The sequence below is a fragment of the Streptosporangium sp. NPDC051023 genome (genome assembly GCF_040689595.1).
Lineage (GTDB): Bacteria > Actinomycetota > Actinomycetes > Streptosporangiales > Streptosporangiaceae > Streptosporangium.
Window position 1 is genome coordinate 1 of record NZ_JBFBCE010000198.1, and the last position, 1,554, is coordinate 1,554.

Consider the following 1,554-nt stretch of genomic DNA (forward strand, 5'->3'; position numbering starts at 1 on the left):
GTTGAGCCGGACACCTCGGTCGTCATCTCCAAGAGCGTGGGCGATGAGTACCGGGACGCCAGCGCGGCCTACCGCCAGGCGAAGCAACGCAAAGAGGCTGCGGAGAACAAGGTCCGCGAACTGGCAGGCACGGCCCGCGTCGTGCTCGACCCGGACGGCCACCGGGTGTGCACCCGCTCGATCTACGAGGTTCCCGCCCACCAGCGGGAGGCGTGCGTGGTCGACAAGCTCAACCCTTCCCGATCGAAGAAGGACTTCTGACGTGCCCGGACAGACCATCACGAACGCTGTCGCCCAGAAGGACGACAACGGCTCCTCCAAGGCCCTGGCCACTCGGCTGGCGAAGGTGAAGGACCTACTGGAGAGCATGACTCCGGAGATCGCCAAGGCACTGCCGGGGCACGTCACGCCGGACCGGATGGCGCGGATCGCTCTCACCCAGTGCCGCGCCACCCCGGAGCTGTTGACCTGCTCGGCCGAGTCCCTTGTCGGGGCGGTTCTCACGTGCGCCCAGCTCGGCATGGAGCCGGGCCCTACCCAGGAGGCGTTCCTCATTCCGAGGGGCGGCCAGGTGACCTTCCAGCTCGGCTACAAGGGCATGGCGAAGCTGTTCTGGCAGCACCCGTTGGCGGCCTACCTCCACACCGCCACCATCCGGACCGGAGACGAGTTCGACTACGACCTCGGCACCAGCCCGTACTTGCTCCACAAGCCGAACAAGAAGGACCGGGGAGAGCCGGAAGGCCACTGGTACGCCGTATTCAAGCTGATCAACGGCGGGTTCGGGTTCGCCGTTCTGGACAAGCCCGCTGTGGAGCGTCGCCGCCGTAAGTCACAGGCGCCGAACGGATTCGGCTGGACGAGCAACTACGACGAGATGGCCGAGAAGTCCGCGCTGCGGGACATGTTCGACACGATGCCCAAGTCGGCGGAGATGAGCCGAGCGCTGGCATGGGACGGCGCGGTCCGCACCAATCTCGACCTGGGGGCCATCGACGACGCCCCGGCCGAGGACAACGGCGACGAGGACCCGGTTGAAGAGCTGGATGAGCACGGGTGGCCCAAGACCGTCCCTGTGGGCGGTGGGGCATGACCGAGGAATCCGGCTTCCGCATCCTCGACGAGGACGCTGTCCTCACCCCGGTCGAGGCTGACCGGTACTTGAAGCAGGTCAACAACGAACTGGGCCGCGCCCAGATCGCCCTGCGGCGGCTGCGGTATGAGGAACTCAGGCTGACGAAGGCCTACACCGAGGCCAAGACCGTGCTGCTGTTCTCGGTGGACTGCCCCAAGGTGGGTCGCAGTGAGGGCCAGGTAACGGTCGACGAGCGCGACGCCTGGATCAACGCCCACATCGACTGCTACTGGCAGTTCGCCTCCCTGCAGGTGCAGGTCAAGAACGCCGAGGACTACCTGCGGACGGTCGGCAAGCAGGTCTCGATCGCCCAGACGCTGAACAACAACGCCAAGGACGCCTACAACTCCTATCAGGGTGGTGGCCGGTGAAGACCCGCGTGCAGGCCTGCTGCAGCAGGGAGACCTTCGCCAACGAGG

General features: G+C 66.2%; 3 protein-coding genes. All 3 read left to right on the plus strand.

What is annotated here, in order from left to right; translation table 11 throughout:
- On the plus strand, positions 1 to 261 hold a 261-nt coding region (locus tag AB0395_RS47910), incomplete at its 5' end, for a hypothetical protein (protein WP_366294981.1).
- 1 nt (position 262) lies between these two features.
- Complete coding sequence (locus AB0395_RS47915) at positions 263 to 1,093, plus strand: recombinase RecT (protein ID WP_366294984.1); 831 nt, start codon at positions 263 to 265, stop codon at positions 1,091 to 1,093.
- On the plus strand, positions 1,090 to 1,506 hold the full coding sequence (locus AB0395_RS47920) for a hypothetical protein (RefSeq protein WP_366294986.1): 417 nt from the start codon (positions 1,090 to 1,092) through the stop codon (positions 1,504 to 1,506). The genes AB0395_RS47915 and AB0395_RS47920 overlap by 4 nt, the downstream gene beginning before the upstream one ends.
- The last annotated feature ends 48 nt before the right edge of the window (positions 1,507 to 1,554 follow it).